Source organism: Legionella sp. 16cNR16C (genome assembly GCF_021297775.1).
Lineage (GTDB): Bacteria > Pseudomonadota > Gammaproteobacteria > Legionellales > Legionellaceae > Legionella_C > Legionella_C quinlivanii_A.
The window spans coordinates 1,249,229-1,264,670 of sequence record NZ_JAJTMX010000002.1; the positions used below are offsets into that span (position 1 = coordinate 1,249,229).

Genomic DNA, 15,442 nt, shown 5'->3' on the forward strand with positions numbered 1-15,442 from the left:
ATTACTCTCCCTGCGCTGCGCCAGCATGCAGTGCATAGGCTTCCAATTTTTGTTCAAAATTATGCAGCCATTGGGCATCAACGAAGGCTTTAATGATACGCTTTACTTCGATTTTTGAACTGTCATTGTGTAAACGGCGCACGAAGCCAAGCTCAACAATTTTATTAATATAAGTATCTATCTGATCCATAATTCTGGCTTCATTACTTCCGGGTGGTAAGAACAGACGAAGCTGCTCAACAACGTCTTCTTTATTCAGAATAAGGCGTGAATCCCCACTGCTGGCATCATGCTCCACCAGTTTTCGTCTAAAAAGAGCTAACAACAAGCTGACGGGATAGGACAGCTGACGTTTAGGCACTAATGAGGGCAAAGGCTCCTCGTCGTCTTCAACAATTTTAGGTTTAAGCCAGGCAATTCCCTCATCTTCCAGCAACACTAAATCCAAACCAATAACCCGCACATAATCTCGCACTTTTGCTTGCAGTTTAAGCAAATGCTGCCATAAGGATGGTTCTTCCTCTAAATATAAAACACCTTTAAACAGTTTAATTAAAACCAGAGACAGAGTATTGGATTCTTGATTCATGTCAGGTCCGGGTAAAAATAATTCTTGGAAGAGAGGCCTGGCGCACGATACCTTGCTCGTCAAACCATGAAATCACCTCATTAATATCTTCATCAAATACTGCATGTTTATCATTGGCTGCAATAGATAAATAAGTGACAAGTTCGGCCAAACCATGCTCTAAAGGGTATGTTTGTATTACATGAGCCAAGCTTATCTGTGGAGCAAGTCCTCGTGCACGCTTGATTTGTGCCATTAACTCCTCTTTATCAACCACCATCTGGTTGTATAAAGTCTCAGATACAATATTGTCGAGCTCATCTGTAGACATATGGGTTTGCAACTTGACTTTGGTCGGCGGGGTAAACAAAGGCCTGCCCATAGGCACATGCAAGGCTGGGGAAGCTTCATCCATGTTCATAAAGTCCTCTTTGGGCGGGCATGACTTAACTTGCAAAGCATGAAGGTTAATACGATCCAGGATCTGGATGATCCTTTTATTCTCAAGATAGGCCTGATCATCTAAAAAGCGTCTCAATTGCTGCGACAATTTAGCAACGGTTCTTTGCGTATACTCTCCAGCTTCAAGCCAATCGAAATGTATCCGCTGTAAACGCGTATCCTTGACAAATTCAGCCAGAGACTCTAATTGCGTCACCTGTTGTAACAAGGCACTTAATTCGTCCTGGCTTGCTGGAGACATTAAAAAGTCCCAAAAGGCTCTGAAACTGCGGCCTTGAGCCGAATCTGAAATGGCATCCCGCTCACCAAAAATCTGTTGCAATAATTGGCCTTTACTCCCATCCCAGGACGCAATCTGCTCGCGGACATCTCGATCCAGCACTCTAAAATTATGCTCTACCGTTCTAAAATCACTCAACAATTCCCGCGCGGTCGACTGCACTTGAAAGAATCGATCTTTTAAGGCAGCATCATCCATTACTGCAAGATCGCCCACGTGAAGAGATTGAATTTCCTTGTCGATATCACGTTTCTTTTTCTCAAGTTCAGCAATACGCACCTCTACATCGGTTTCTACGCCATGAGCAATTTGCCTCAGTAGTTCAAAAATGATCAAAAGCCTGGACTCCGTGCCTACAAAGCTTTTTTCTGCTAAATTTTCAAGCCAAACCAATGCTTTCTCAGTCGTTGGGGTCAAATCATAATGAGGCTCATCAGAGCCTTGGGGATAAAACTTTCGTAACCAGCCCTTATTATTTTGCGACCAGTCATCCAAATAAGAGAGTGCTGACTTTGAAAAAAGCGCAGCTCCATCTACATTTTTTAGTTGAAACAATACATCATCTAAAATAGAAACCAATTGAGATTGAGCCAAAATGCGTTCATTAGTTTGAATGAAAGCTTTGTGTAGAAAACTGGCTATCAATGGCGCATGATCCGCCTGCAATAAGCGCCATGCTGGATTATTTTTCTTAAGCTGATTCAAATAATAATAATCGAAACTCATTGGGCAACAGCAAAAGATAAAATGTTCAATATTCTATCATGCATATCCAGAATAACAATATGATCAGTAACTTTTGCTGGAGCATTCTTCCTGATTACTTAATGCCTTGGAATTCATTCTTGAAACACTAAAAAATATCTTCAAGCTGGGTGAGGATGCTGTTCGACACATTATAAAAAAAGAGTTGAATGCCTTGACCCGCTGGTATGTGATAATCCGTTTCACATTAGCATTTGCTTTATGGTATATGACTCACAAGTATAGAGAAAAGAGCCGCCTTATCTATCTGGCATTCGGTGATGCACTCCTTCATAACAATTATCAAGAAATGAACTTACTTCCGCCAATCAATGAGCGTACAGGACAAACCATTGAAGAATATTTGCAGTTGCATGGTCTCTATCTTGAGTTTAATAAAGAGTTGCTCTTTGAGGCCGCTATTATGATGAACTGGTTTTAGGTTTCAAAGCTTCACTGAATAAAAAAAGGGTATTATTTTACTCCGCATGTCGATGATCTCAAGTGGAAATAATATGGGATAGCTACCATCTTTGTTTTCTCAGTTCTTCATGTTCGAAAGCTGAAGCCATGTGGTCAATCTCCCTCTTGATCAAACCCAATCGCGTAGCTACAGATCGCCACTCGCTCACTGCTAGCGCGACCTCTTTTATAATTTTAAGCGCTGTTGCTTTCTTTATTCGGAAGTCTTCAATTATGGAAAGCGCTAAATCGATAGAAGCTGTTGGGTCATCATAATTTATCGAGGTTGATAACATACGTGCTTTGATTTCAACGGGGGTTGGATTTACATCATAGGCAGGTGACAACCTCCAGCCTTTATTGCGCTCATATAAAAATCCATGGTTTCTTAAATGATCGTCTGTGTTTGATATCAGCACGCTGAAGATAATACGCCGCCACAGTTCTTCTAAATCACTGTTTGGATTTGCACCGTTTTGCATAATGGCATAAGCAATATCCAGATAGCTGTGAGGATCGTTATCCTTTGCACCCAACATACTCATGGCAGACAGAAATGGAACACGCTGGGCTGATTGGCGGTCAAAACGGCGCAAAAGCAGCACTGGCTTGTCCATGATTGGTTCTAAACGCCATTCTGTTGTTTTAATACCGGCTTTTTCTGCAAGAGTCAGCGCAACAGCTTCCCATACAACCACGTTAAACTCGTCATCTTTTTTGGGGAATTTGGCGATTGCAAGGTGACCGTCTTTATCTCTAACTGATGCTTTTGGCCGTGCTCCGCCAAGAGATGATCCAGGAGCCAATAATATTTTCAAATCTTCAGCTGTTTCATCATCATCGAGGTAGCGTTCAGTTGCTGACAGAAGCTTAGGTAGACTAATCAAAGGGGGAATGCTTTCTTTATTTTTAGGGGCTAAGTAAGGCCCCCCATCTGCTAACGAAAAACGCAAAGCACCCTGACGAGCTTCATCATTAACGCCCAACAGATAATCTGCTTCTGACAATGTTCTTGGTACTTCTCTCGCCAATTTAGCTCGCCCACTCTCTGCGCGACGCATCAATACTCGTCCCCAGCGATCCGGCGCAGAATCGCCAATAGCTCCGAATAATATCTGGTCTGGTGTAGTATGAAATGCTCCAGAGGTTAATTGAATAGCTGGATCAAGAGCGAACTTTTCTGAATGTTTCAGCCAGTCAGGATCATATTCAAAAGACGCACTTTGCCTGGAGCCACGCTGATGAAACCAGAGCTTGCCGACCTTGTGCGTTTTTTCGCCAAGCTCAATCGAAACAAATATTTGTTGGCTGCTCATTTCTCATTTGCATCCTTCTTACTGCTTTGTGGCGTTCTAATTCTTTTCGGGAGATTTTCTTCCTCAAGTTCACGTCCGACAATGTCGTGAGAAGCATCTGCAACGCCTGCTAAATGATCAGACATCCCTAAAACAAAAAGAGCGGATGCATACGCACCCATGGATACACTTGGGTCGCCTTTTTCAATCTTAGATAAAGTGATACGGGAAAATCCGGCACGCTCCGACATAAGCTCCATACCTATACGCCGGCGACGACGTGCATCACTAATATTCTTGCCCAATCGTCTTAAACCTTTCTGCATTGGAATGGGTAAATGTGTTCTTTTACTCATAATTCCACCCCTTATGTATTCTTTAGTTTACCTTATTTATATATAACGTATATTATAAGATACGTTAATTAAAAATACTAAATAATGAATCAATAATGTATATTATAATTTACACTAAAATAGTTAAAGTTAATTTTAATATACTTAATCATCATTTAATAACACTTCAAAAGCCCTATGTGCATATTAAAGCGAGGCTGCTCGCGATTACTCACTGCATTGGGTAGCCGATCACACAAACGGAAACGAGCTTGACAGGAATTTTCAAGTGCTGCAATGAGAGTAGTAGTTCAACAATTTTTCCACAATTAATGGTGGTGAATTGACAATTCCAGGTAAAGACAATGGTATTAACCAAGGATCGTGATGATTAAACTAATGATCTTATGACAAGTGTCCATGTGGATGAATATATGTTTACGCCTTACTATTTCCAAGTAAAACTGACTGATGCTGACTTTCCTGCCGCATTGGAAATATCCTGCAATAAGCTTTCTGTAGTGCTATGGCTTTTAAAACCTGACATAAAGAAATAAAATCCTGTTCCTCTGTTTAACATAAGGCTGTGTTCTCTGCTGGCAAGAATGTTATCCACTCTCGACTTTACCTCATTAGCAGGCAAGGAATTTAATTCATCAACCAGATATCGGAGTTCATTGGCTTTGATTTTTCCCTTGGTAGAGCCATCTGCCTGTAAATTGTTAATATAATTTTGCAATGCCTCAATGGCTTCCTTCAGTTCTTGAGGATGCTCGACTGGGTTTTCTGACCTGGATTTTTTTTCTATTTTAGCAACAGGCAAGTTAACAAACATATCCTGGGTTGGATCATTAGAGTAAGGAAGTTTATAGACTGTAATGAAACTCACTTCACCACCATCCACCTTGCTCGCTTCATGGAGCAAATGGCTTGCCAGAAAATTAACAGCATCCTCTCGCGTGTTGAACCTCACGACTCCATAATTGTTTTCATAATACTCCATTCCCTCACCGACCATTCTTAAACTGGTTGAATGGAAACCGCGGTTCTTAATAAGAAAATTGAAATTGAAAGTACTTTTTTCATCCATATCTTTTAATGCATTCCAAATAGCCTCCCGCATTTGTTTTTCCAGACTAACTTTAAAATACCAGCCAATCCGCCTAAAAAGAATGTCTGAAAAAGTCCAATTTTGTTTAAAAGTTCTGTACAGTTTTTTGTTGGAGGCTTGAGACAGATTATCGAGCAAACCTTCTGATACAAGTTTTCCATATTGATGAGTATGTCCCCAACAGTAACCCGCAAAATCAGATCCCTTAAACGGATCATTCGATTGATTAAACGGTATATAATGGGTTCCAAACTCTTGAGCAAGTTTATGAAAGTGCTGATAATTATTCCAAGCGTTATAATGTAGCGCATGAAGCTTAGCTGTTTTCTTAATATCGTTCAGAATTCTTTGAATAGCATTGATCGCAAGACTATCACTGACAAGCATTTCATATTTTTTAGCCTTAAGGATATTGGCTTCAATAGCCTCAATGCCCATAACAACTTTATTCAATTGCATGAGGTCATACTCTTTGCGCAAAGCAAAAATATCTTTTTCCTTTCCGCTTGGGCTTTCCCTTAAGTAATTAATAAAACTCGGATTATTAGCACTCAATTCCAATTTTTTTAAATCTTGTTTTAACTGAGCGGCAAACTCTTTATTTTTTATCTGTTTGATAAAAGAATAGGTATCCGAATAATGCATTCAATGACCTTTATAACTAATGTGTATACAAATTTTATCATAAGAAACTTAAACTCCCCTTAACTCGCCGCAAGGCAGCGGTCATAACCTCAGTGCTTCAGTAGAAAAAGTTGTATTTATCAACAAGCAACCGCTTCAGGAATAACTTGATATTAGCCCTTTTCTTTTGGCTTTGCTTTGCCTAACGACTAAGCGTTATCATTTGTTTAAAATCCTCTCCTGTTTCATGAGTAAGAGTGTAGACATGTATAAATTTCTTGATTTTTTTAGAGACAAGCAAAACCGGATTGTAATATTTCAGTTCCCTAATTGGCCGTTAATCCTGTGGTTTGTATTCGCAGTATTGGATTACCTTTGGAGCAGCAATCAACCAGAAGTTCATCATCTTTGGAGCATGCTGCGATTTGGTTTTATTTTTACATGGGCCTGGCTGGAAATAACAAGTGGAGTGAATTATTTTCGTCGCGCCCTGGGTTTACTGGTTTTAATTATCGTAGTGGCTTCCAGTATATAGTCTCGCTCGCCACGCTAAAGAAATACTTTGTCCATGCTGCATTCTGATGTGGTATGGGCCAAGATATTGAGTATTTTGAATGCAAAGTCTGACACTGGCGAAGTAGCTGCTCGTACTCGCTAATCAATCGAGACAGTCTTTATAAATGTCCATGTGTTTTTAAATGCGCCATGTTTGACAATAATTGACCTTCTTTGTACAATCGAACATCAATTAAACACTTGGATAAATTCCAAACCAAATGAGGGCAGAAAATTGTTTTTAAAAAGCGTACTTTTAATTTCAAGTTTAACTTTTTCAGTTGCCGGCACAGTGTATGCCGCAGCTATTGAAAAAGCTCCGAAGCAAACGCCAGTTCAGCTTGGATATGCACTGAGTGGAGTGCAGTATAAAGCGGTATGTCAGATCCGGGCAGACTCTGAAAATATTTTGGTGGCTCGTGATGATGGATATGCTAAATATTCTTACCTTTTTACTCAAATCAATGATAGCAAATCAAACACCGGATTGGTCAAAGAAGGTGATAATACACTGGTGATTCGGTTTAGATTAAACCCGGCATTTAGTGGCAATGTTACCTCCAATTTAACAAAATTCAGAGACGGGGAACTTAGTGTAGAAAATTGCACCCTGGACATTGATTTATAAAGTCTCTTTTTTTGCAGGTAGTTCGCTAAAACGAATGTAAATTCCTGCAAAAAACTTTAAATTAATATTATCTTGCTCCAATCTCAAGACAAAATCCTTTCCGCTCAACTCTACGAACGGCCTGCGTATTCGGCTGAAAGTCTTTTACATGAATACTCGGCATATCTGATAGAGTAGTATCTTTTTTTGCCATGAGTGTGTAATATTTGCGCACTGCGTGTTGGTGAGGCGATATCCCTATGCGATTAACTTTTGATTCTTGTTCCAGTTTAGGCAATTCATTTCAGATTCAGCTCGACATAGATCCGAATTTTCAATCGTATTGGTTAGATCAGAATCATAAGTTCGCATTTTATCAAATACTTGTTAAACAGGTAATTAATCAGCCTTATGCGGATATCCCGGACGACAAGATTCGCAGTAATAACACTATTATTTATCATTCCAATCATGATAGCGCCCATGCGGCCAGACAATATACGAACCTGGGTTTTTTTCTTGAGCTGGTTAAAAGTCAAGGAATGGAGCACTACCGGCAAGCGGTAGTCGAGTTGACCCTTGAAGAGGGGGAACTATTGCACTTGGCGGCTTTTCTATTAAGGGCAGGGCGAACCAATGAGCGAAGCGGTGCTGAAGATCGCAGTAATCAGTCCCGTTCAGCAGAGTTATTTAAAGCGATTGCCTTAGCGGTTGGCTTTAACGAACACCTCGTTCAAACCATCGCCTATTGTGTTGAGTATACTTACCAGTCTTTTGAAGGTAGAGAGCAGCAACTGGTGCTTGCCTTTGCTGGTGAACAGCAAGTGGAAAAGTTACAACTGGCAAAAAATTGCCTGCATTTGAGCCATCATACTGATCTTGTACGTTGTTTTCCTGATAAAGAGAGAATTGCTGAAGCCAATAAAACCAACTTAAAGTCAATGCTTGAAAATGGCAGCATTGATGCGATAAGCGATATTATTTTAGAGTACGCCAGAGCAAGCTGTGAAGTGACCGGAACCCCTTATTTTTTACATAATAATAGCCCTGAACGGGTTATCCCCCGGCGTGATTTAAAAGCGCAGGCGGTAGAGGATATCGCAAAGACCATCAGCTTATTGGAAAATGCAGTCAAAACGCCTTTTCTTGTTATTGCCAATCAACAGCAAGCTGAAGCAGCCAGGGAACAGCTGGCAATAATCAGGGAGGCAGTTCGCATCAAGGCTTCCCCCGAATTAACGCAGGCGGTAACTGTTTTGCAGCGCAGTTTTTTTGCGAGACGATCACATTCCCTCACTAGAAAAATAACCCGGATTTCACCTTTAGATAGTTCAAAGAACAGTTTGGAAAAACTGAAAGACGAATTAAGAGCCGGCCATGGTTTGACGCCGCAGGAGCAGGAATACACTAAAGTGCATTTACTTCTAAATGAGGAAAAAGGACTTTATGATTATTTACTGAATCAGTTTGAATGGACTATCAAACATGTAACCAGATCGTATCCCCTTATTCAGGCTGATGGGAATGTTTTGAAATCGGTTGATAAGCGAAATGTTGATTCACATAATAACACAACCTCTCATACGGACACACTTTCTGGAAAAACAGATAATGTGTTTGGCACCCTGACTGGGCCAAATGGCCCTGCAGCTGATTTTTTAAATCAAACTGAAGGGTATGAAATTCGCATTCCTCTGCGCCCCTTTCTGAAAAAAAGCCAGGCAAGTGATAAATTAAGGGGATTATGGATCAGTTCGCACTGGTCTAATTACCTTTTATCTACTCAAACAGAGGGTATACGCTCCCAAATTTATGATACAGAGCGAACAATTCACTATGTAAGCAATCACCCTGGTGTTGTTAGTGGTGATAATAAAAAGCGCTACCATTATTTAAGAAAAGATGGCAGGCAGTTTATGCGCGAGGTGGCCATCGCTGATGAAGTAATAACAGGTGCTGAATTAATGCCATTTCTGGCATTCAATATCATTCTGGAATTAAGGCTGGTGGGGGGCACTTACCGTCAGGTTTGCCTGAATGATCAAACATTTAAATCGATTGAGCCATTTATTCATGTCATCTATAGTTCATCGAACTTTGAAGCTTTGCTGCCCTCGCGTATTGATTTAAATGATAAACGTATTGAGGTTAAACCCTTTGCACCCATCAAAGAACTTGAGGATCCCAAAGTAAAACTGCTTTCTGAAGCGATTTTTAAAGATCGGGATGTCAATGCGGCTAAGAAATTGATTGAAGAAGGTGTGCCCTTTGATCTTAATTTGGGTGAAGGGCTGACCTTCCTTGCTGCTCTTCTCTTAAAAGGCTATGCACACTTGATACCTCTATGCAATTTGTTAATAGAGAAGGGTGCAAATACCCAATTGGTTTATGGAGACAATACCCTGTTACAGCATGCGGTACTAAAAAAACTCCATGCCGTTGTAGAGTGTATGTTAAAGACCGGTTTAATTGAGAAAAATGATAGGCAGATAAAGCGTTTATATCGCCCAGAACAACTGAAACAGGCGATAATTATCGCTGTCAGCCAAGCGGATAAATACATGCTGGATTTATTTATTCAGTATGGCTATGAAGTGAATAATTTTGCTGCAGATTTTTTGCAGTTTATTGTTGATAAGCCTGAGCTGATTGCCAAAGATATGATTGATTATTTAAATGCGAAAGGCTTTAATCCTCATCATATTGAGCATGCAACGGCTGAACAGAAGTATGGTTGGTTAAAAACGGCGATTGAGAAAAATAATGCCCAGGTTTTAACATGGCTGCTTGAGCTGGGTTGTTATTCTTCAATGGAGGTTATTAATAGACAGCCTTCACTGTTAGCTGTTGCCCGGCAAGTCTGCAATAACCGCGCTGTTGAGCTGCTCAAGCCATTGAGTGAAAATAGCTTACAGCCTGGTGAAGGATCGCAATTAACAAACCCCGCTATAAACAATAAAAAACGCAGCGCTTATCTTTTGGTTGAAAGCGATAAAAACATTCTGATTTCCAAAAAAAGACGAACTACCAGTACAAACACCAGTTATTATCAGACGATTACAGCCCCGGTTGAGGCATTGGATAATGACTATTTAAATACGGTATTACTTCGCATGATAGGTGTCCGTCTTGAATCCATGGAAATTTGTCCGGTCGTCACCGTTGAATCGGAGCAGATTAGTGAAACAGTCATCAGGATAAAAACGAAAGATGATCATTTAAAACCTGTTCCAACAGTGTATCAGACTGCCCCTCAATGGATAGATAAAAAAGAAATCAGCCGCTTTAAATCAGATGCATTAATTCAAACCCTTTGCCAAAACCCTGGTCAGTTAGGACTGGTTCTTGAGCGGCAAAAGGACTTAATTCAGGCAATTAAAACCAAGAATATGAATCAGGTAAAAGCGCTGTTAGAAAAGGGCGTTGTTGATGATAACGGCAAGGCTTTGTTTATAGCCTGTGATACCAATCAACCTGATTTGCCTATTATCAAATTGCTGATTGATCATGGCTATGATATTAATCAAACCTGGCCTTTTAACAGGGAAAGTTTTACCCCCCTTATTCTTGCAATTATTCATCATCAGCCTGCTTTGATTGAGCGATTGGTTCGAGAGGGTGCTGATATTAATCAGGTCGATGAAGCTGCTGTCAGTCCTCTAATGGTTGCAGCAGCACTCGAGCAATTCGATACAGTAGCATTACTGGAAAAAAACGGCGCCTCATTAAACCATCCAGCCAATGCCGCCGTTTTAGCCTACCTGTCGATGAAAGCATGCTCGGATAAAGCGTTTAATTATTTTATTGATCGTGCTGACAGGAATGCGACCTGCCAGGGGTATACCGCATTAATGATTGAAACGGTCTATCATAATATGCATCGCGTGGAAGCTCTGCTTCGAAAAGGGGTAAATACCGAAATTAGAGATCCAGTCAGAAAGCAGAAGGCAAGAGATTTCGCTAATCAATCCGAACAAGTTATTTTTCAAAAATATGAGAAAACAGATCACAGTAATTCAACCGCCCAGTATCAGGATCATACGAAGGAATATCTACGTATTACAGGCGCATTAAATGCGCCTGATCTGCAGGATAGAATTGCCAGAGAATATGATCTGACAATCATTGATGACCATTCAGTATTACTGCCCTTTGCCCAGCAATTACTAGGCAATGCAGGAGCTGAGCGTTTTTCAAGAAAGTCCTGTTTAGCCATTGCTCACTCAGGCAATGCCCCGGTTTTTACTTGTCATGGGTTTAAGCAACCCATTATTGCTATTCATAAACAGTACTTGCTTCAACCGGATTTTGATTATAATCAACTTGTTTTTGCTGTCGCGCATGAGCTTATCTATATTGAACAAACGAATTATCAATTCAGGTTCTGTACCGCTGGTGAACTGGCCAGTTTTGATCAGAAAGCCAGTATTGTCTGCGCTAATCCTGATGTGATTATTGAGTATATGCAGAAAGCGCCTCAAGTTTGTAAAGTGTATCAGTCAGCGGACAATTTCAACTGGCATTCTGCCTGCTATGGCTACTCCGGACACTCCAGGCCAGACAGATTTATGTTTCAGGAGCGTCTTAAACTCTTCCGTACCTCACTCGCCCAGTCTTCAAAGAAAAGTAATGATAGTGCTGACTTGGTTCGTAGTGGGCTCAGTGATGAGACCGCTGGATTCATTAAGTCTCTTAAACAATATGTTTATTATTCTGAATTTCCCGACACAGGAACAATTAAAGATAAATATGATTATTTAATTGCGCAATTGCCTTCTTTAGCATACGAATTAATTCCTTTTGAAAAAACAGGAGTGCCGAGTTCTCGGTTAAAGGAGTTTTGCCAGCTATTAAACACTCTACCGGAAAGTGAAGAAAAGCTTCACCGTTTATTAAAACAAGCCCATGATCTTGAGATTTCGAGCTTTTCCTATCTTTATAAATCTGCATGCGGCGCTGATCAATCGGTTACGAAACCGATACTTTTTCCTTATGGCTATTTTTATACCATGTATAAAGCCATGTTAGCCTTTAAACAAGCTACAACACTTGAGCAAGCTCAATCTGCTCATCAGGTTATTTTGGCAACTTATCCCAAGATCGTGAATCATGGCCATTGTAATTTTTATAATGACAGACATTATCAACCGAATTTTAATTTTCACAATTTAGACCGTTTTTATTCAGATATAGGTCAATTAATTGCCTGGCCTGCGTTTAATGATGCGAAAGAGTATGAAAGACATCTAAACTGGATTTTATGCAATGAGCAAGCGCAAGCTATTCAGCTCTGGAAAAGTTTATGGATTATGGGGGTTACTAAGGAGGTTTTACTGTATCAATTCATCTCCCGGGATAAGCTGATTCAAATCCCTGAACTTTGGGCTGGTACTTACCAGGCGAGTTTCGACGAGGTTATCCCTCGTCCAGTGGGCAAGTCAAATTATTTTAGCGAAGCAGTATTTAGTATTTATCCTTATTTTGTGGATGAAAAATATAGTGATATTAATCCCTTACAACTGGATTGCAGCATGTTGCAAAATGGTGAAATTCAGGATCTCGCGCTTTTTATTCAAATTAACCTGCCTCATTTTAAAAGTTTTGGGTACCATGACTCAGGAAATACGCCAGGTGCTCTGGTTTTACTCACTTATTTATCCAATCTCGCCAAGGGAAATAAGCAACAGCAGGGCATTGTGCGACAGTTTTTTTTAAGTCAGGATGAATTCTGCTTTCAGAAACTGGTTAACTCTTGCGAATTTGATGAGGATTCAATATATACTCAATTTATTATAGCGTACCACTACCTGTTTTCATCGATTGAAATGGAAGGGCTATTGGATTTCTTTGATATCAATCAGCAAGAATTATTGTTTAAGATGCTTGGGTTTAACAATGATTCCTATAAAATTAACCTGTTTAATTTAATCAATGTATTCATTTCTAAAAGAAGTTATGTCAAGGCGGGCCCTTTATTTGAAACCCACTTCAACAATTCAGGGGTACGCTCTATTTTTTCTGATGATACTTATCAGGATCTCATCTTTTTTTTCAGCTCCTTGGATTCAGCGGTTTTCTTCTGTTCTAAAAAAAGTAGTTTCTTTTCTGGGATAAGATGGGCTTCTATTGATGAGTGCCAATTAACGATTGAACAGTGTATTAATTTGTATCGCATTCTTGATCAATTGCTGGCTTTTCCAAATCTGCAATTCAGAGCCGACTTCGGTCATTTGATTTTAACCAGAATTCAGCAGATTTCTTCATTTGAAGATGCTTTTTTCTATCTGGCTTCCTTTTTAGATAAGCACAAACAATTGACTCCACTGCAAGATCGCGGCTTATTTAAAAAGCTTATCGATGAGCTCGTGAAAAGACTGGTTCAACACTATAGCAAAGACCAGGGTTCTGTTACCTATGCTTATGCTATCAAAAATTTATTGACTCAGTTTCATGCTGGTTTTCATCGGACCGATGTCGTTTATTTTTTTGATAGATTGGCTGATAAGATTGAAGCGCAGCATGACATTTGCGTACATATTGAAAACCTGCTTGAGCCAACAGTTAATCAGCATCAGCTGAAAGAACAGAGCACTCACTATAGTTACGTGTTAGATGCGTTTAAGACATTTATTTCCAATAGCCAGGATAAATTGGAAGTGCTTGAATTTATCTCCTCGCCTTTTAGCGAGGATTCTATCCAGCGATTTATGAATTATGTCGCCAACCATCCCCGGAAAGCTAAGTTTTTGGACAATTTTGGTTTCAAGGACAACGATTCGCTTGAAGATTTATATTTTCCGCTGACTTATATTTATAATCTGTTTTGGGATTTACGGATACAGGAACGGGCAGTGGTGCTTGATGGAGTAATAATTACCATTGAGGACGAGATGGATGAGGATTCCCGTAAAAACGCTTATCAAGAGGGTTTTAACAACATATCGAACAAACTATTTCCTGATGCCGATACAGACCCAGAAGCCGGAATCGCCTTGAGCTTATTAAGCGCCTATTTACATGTGGCTAATAAATATGAGCGTCAATATCTACTTGCTGGTTTACTCGTTACCAGCAATGAATGCCATGAGACTTATTCGATCGGCCGTAAAATTGCGACCCTGTGCGAACATTTGGGACCAGCGTATATTAAACTGGCTCAGGCGATTCACTCCCATCCGGATACCCCTTTAAGCATGAAACAGGATCTTTCCCATGTGAAGGGGCGAGCCAATCCCCCCCACCGCTGGCATCTCTGGCGCCTGATAAAAACGGTATTAACTAATGAACAAAGACAATCCATTGCCAGTATCGGCAGATTGTTAGGCTCTGCTTCCTATAATCTGGCTTTGGAGCTGACTACACAGACAGGGGAGCAGCAGGTATTGTTATTATTGAGAGACAATGCCAGAGAAGAGGCGGAAAAAGGCTTTCAACAATTAGCAAAAACCATTCTTCATTGCCAGCATCCAAAGGTAATTGAAGCAAAACAGTCTTTTTTGAATATTATCCAGGAAGCGGAAGCAATGTCGCATTGTGAGCTTGATCACCTCACGGGCGATGAGCAGCATAAGAGAGCTCATGAGTTATATCATCATAGCTTATTGGAGAAAAAAGTTGCTGGCAGGGTATTTAAAGTGGTTTTCAAAACCGCCGAGAGTTTATCCAGTGGTCCAGGTTACCGCGTACTAAGCCGCATGCCGGGTGTGGAATACAATGATTTACCAGGTAATACCGCTGAAGAGAAAGCGATTCGCAAAGCCATTGCTTTAGCGGTTATGGAAAAGGAGTTAACTTTAATCTTAAGCGGCGGGCAATATGATTGTGACCGGCATGGCAATCAATTGCGCATTATCATTGAGGGAAATCGTATAGAACTTGGTTTATATGATTTTGGTGAAATGAGTTTACAAGCTTTGAGCCCGCTTGAAATTGAATCACTCGCCGCGTTAGTCAAAGAACTCCCGCTCTTTGTAAAAACGGGTCAATCTGTAAATATCTTGTTTGAAAAACATATTAATATGGCGCTCCAGACCGGTCATCCAACTCGACATTTTGTTCGCATGAATAAAGCTTTGCTAGCTCTGCAGGATTTTCAGAAAGAGTTAAGTGTTGACGAGTTAAAAACAATATTTTACCGGATTGTACCCAGTATTAACCGCACATTTGCCAAAAGTCTGCTTGCTGGTGCTTATCAGCACATGAGCTTCCGTGAGATGGCTGGAACGTTCTTCCAGGGCATGCAAGAGACTGTGGATGATGCGCGTAGAGTGTTTACCAATTTTTGGATGAGCTGATTGTAGGTCGGGCGCTTCGCCCGACATTTCGCTTTTTACCTATCATTGATTTTCATAACCTTTGATTTCCCAAGATGAAAATGCCATCATTTGCCTTTTTTCTAA

The 15,442-nt window shown here is 40.3% G+C and carries 9 protein-coding genes; 4 read left to right on the forward strand and 5 right to left on the reverse strand.

What is annotated here, in order from left to right:
* Window position 1: 1 nt before the first annotated feature.
* Window positions 2-589 carry a DUF4194 domain-containing protein gene (locus LXA66_RS09355; RefSeq protein ID WP_233012935.1) on the reverse strand — a complete coding sequence of 196 codons (588 nt, stop codon included), beginning with the start codon at window positions 587-589 and terminating at the stop codon, window positions 2-4.
* A gap of 1 nt (window position 590) precedes the next feature.
* Complete coding sequence (locus LXA66_RS09360; protein ID WP_233012936.1) at window positions 591-2,036, reverse strand: DUF3375 domain-containing protein; 1,446 nt, start codon at window positions 2,034-2,036, stop codon at window positions 591-593.
* Between the two features lie 106 nt (window positions 2,037-2,142).
* On the opposite strand from LXA66_RS09360, the gene LXA66_RS09365 reads away from it, so the two are divergent.
* The gene (locus LXA66_RS09365) at window positions 2,143-2,496 is read left to right on the forward strand and encodes a hypothetical protein (protein ID WP_233012937.1); all 354 of its coding nucleotides are present in this window, start codon (window positions 2,143-2,145) and stop codon (window positions 2,494-2,496) included.
* A gap of 82 nt (window positions 2,497-2,578) precedes the next feature.
* Here the strand turns inward: LXA66_RS09365 and LXA66_RS09370 are convergent, their stop codons facing one another.
* The 3 genes from LXA66_RS09370 to LXA66_RS09380 form a co-directional block, all read right to left on the reverse strand.
* A complete protein-coding gene (locus tag LXA66_RS09370; RefSeq protein WP_233012938.1) occupies window positions 2,579-3,832 on the reverse strand; it encodes a type II toxin-antitoxin system HipA family toxin in 1,254 nt (417 codons plus the stop codon).
* Window positions 3,829-4,167, reverse strand: coding sequence for a helix-turn-helix domain-containing protein (locus LXA66_RS09375; RefSeq protein WP_233012939.1), 339 nt, complete (start codon window positions 4,165-4,167; stop codon window positions 3,829-3,831). The genes LXA66_RS09370 and LXA66_RS09375 overlap by 4 nt, the downstream gene beginning before the upstream one ends.
* A gap of 427 nt (window positions 4,168-4,594) precedes the next feature.
* A complete protein-coding gene (locus tag LXA66_RS09380; RefSeq protein ID WP_233012940.1) occupies window positions 4,595-5,902 on the reverse strand; it encodes a hypothetical protein in 1,308 nt (435 codons plus the stop codon).
* Between the two features lie 244 nt (window positions 5,903-6,146).
* Here LXA66_RS09380 and LXA66_RS09385 point away from each other — a divergent pair, with 244 nt between their 5' ends.
* The 3 genes from LXA66_RS09385 (at window position 6,147) to LXA66_RS09395 (ending at window position 15,337) form a co-directional block, all read left to right on the forward strand.
* A complete protein-coding gene (locus tag LXA66_RS09385; RefSeq protein ID WP_233012941.1) occupies window positions 6,147-6,416 on the forward strand; it encodes a hypothetical protein in 270 nt (89 codons plus the stop codon).
* 174 nt (window positions 6,417-6,590) lie between these two features.
* A complete protein-coding gene (locus tag LXA66_RS09390; RefSeq protein ID WP_233012942.1) occupies window positions 6,591-7,064 on the forward strand; it encodes a hypothetical protein in 474 nt (157 codons plus the stop codon).
* A gap of 239 nt (window positions 7,065-7,303) precedes the next feature.
* Window positions 7,304-15,337: a SidE phosphodiesterase domain-containing protein gene (locus LXA66_RS09395; protein WP_233012943.1), complete on the forward strand. Its 8,034-nt coding sequence runs from the start codon at window positions 7,304-7,306 to the stop codon at window positions 15,335-15,337.
* Window positions 15,338-15,442 lie beyond the last annotated feature (105 nt).

Excerpts from the sequence above, each read along its gene's own strand:
- LXA66_RS09355 (WP_233012935.1), bottom strand. The coding sequence starts at position 589 with ATGAATCAAGAATCCAATACTCTGTCTCTGGTTTTAATTAAACTGTTT.
- LXA66_RS09360 (WP_233012936.1), bottom strand. The coding sequence starts at position 2,036 with ATGAGTTTCGATTATTATTATTTGAATCAGCTTAAGAAAAATAATCCA.
- LXA66_RS09370 (WP_233012938.1), bottom strand. The coding sequence starts at position 3,832 with ATGAGCAGCCAACAAATATTTGTTTCGATTGAGCTTGGCGAAAAAACG.
- LXA66_RS09375 (WP_233012939.1), bottom strand. The coding sequence starts at position 4,167 with ATGAGTAAAAGAACACATTTACCCATTCCAATGCAGAAAGGTTTAAGA.
- LXA66_RS09380 (WP_233012940.1), bottom strand. The coding sequence starts at position 5,902 with ATGCATTATTCGGATACCTATTCTTTTATCAAACAGATAAAAAATAAA.
- LXA66_RS09385 (WP_233012941.1), top strand. The coding sequence starts at position 6,147 with ATGTATAAATTTCTTGATTTTTTTAGAGACAAGCAAAACCGGATTGTA.
- LXA66_RS09395 (WP_233012943.1), top strand. The coding sequence starts at position 7,304 with ATGCGATTAACTTTTGATTCTTGTTCCAGTTTAGGCAATTCATTTCAG.